We start from the raw sequence: 1,153 nt of genomic DNA on the forward strand, positions 1-1,153 counted from the left end.
AAAAAACATGATTGTTGGCGTTTCGAAGGAAATCAAGAACAATGAGTTCCGCGTCGGTATGACCCCTTCGGGTGTCGAGGCGATGCGCCGTGCTGGTCACACGGTCCTGATCGAAGAGGGTGCCGGCGTTGGCAGCGGCTTCACGGATGCCGATTACAAGGCTGTCGGTGCTGAGATCATCTCGGACAAGAAGGCTCTGTTTGATCGTTCTGAAATGATTGTTAAGGTAAAAGAGCCTCTCGAATCCGAGTATGACCTCTTCCATGAGGGTCAGATCCTCTTCACCTACCTCCATCTCGCAGCTGAGCCCGAACTTACACAGGCTCTCCTCAAGAAGAAGGTTGTCGGCATTGCCTATGAGACGGTTATCGGCAAGAATGGCCGCGGTCTCCCCCTCCTCGCTCCCATGAGCGAAATCGCAGGCCGTATGTCCGTCCAGATCGGTGCACAGTTCCTTGAGAGCCGTTACGGCGGCAGCGGCGTCCTCCTCGGCGGTATCGCAGGTGTCTCTGCAGGCCAGGTCGTCATCATCGGCGGCGGCAACGTCGGTACGAACGCTGCTAAGATTGCTGTCGGTCTCGGCGCACGCGTCACGGTTATCGATCTCTCGATCGAGCGTCTCCGTGAGCTCGATGACATCTTCGGCGGCCGCATCGTCACCGAGTACTCCTCGAGCTACAACATCGCTAAGTGGGTCAAAGAGGCAGACCTCCTCGTCGGCTCCGTTCTCATCCCGGGCGCTCGTACCCCGATCCTCGTCACCGAGGAAATGATCAAGACCATGAAGAAGGGCTCCGTCGTTGTCGACGTTGCAATCGACCAGGGCGGCTCCATCGAGACCTGCGATCACTGCACGACGCATGAGAACCCGACGTTCGAGAAGCACGGCGTTGTTCACTACTCCGTTGCAAACATCCCGGGCGCTGTTTCCCGCACGTCCACGCTCGGCATCACGAACGCGACGATTTCCTATGCTGTTGACATCGCAACAAAGGGCTACAAGGCTGCGCTCCAGCAGGTTCCCGGTCTCAAGTATGGTCTCAACACCATCGACGGTCACCTCACCAACGAGGCGGTCGCTAAGGCTCTGAACATTCCGTTCAAGTCCATCGATGAGTTCCTGAAGTAATTCTCCACTCTGACTGCTGAGGGG

Annotated in this window: 1 protein-coding gene; it reads left to right on the forward strand. The window is 57.2% G+C overall.

What is annotated here, in order from left to right:
* The first annotated feature begins 7 nt into the window (after positions 1 to 7).
* Positions 8 to 1,129 (forward strand): alanine dehydrogenase, encoded by a 1,122-nt coding sequence (gene ald / locus HMPREF9163_RS11325; RefSeq protein ID WP_037347154.1) that lies wholly within the window; start codon positions 8 to 10, stop codon positions 1,127 to 1,129.
* Positions 1,130 to 1,153 lie beyond the last annotated feature (24 nt).

This window comes from Selenomonas sp. oral taxon 138 str. F0429, from assembly GCF_000318175.2.
In the GTDB taxonomy this organism is placed as follows: domain Bacteria; phylum Bacillota; class Negativicutes; order Selenomonadales; family Selenomonadaceae; genus Centipeda; species Centipeda timonae.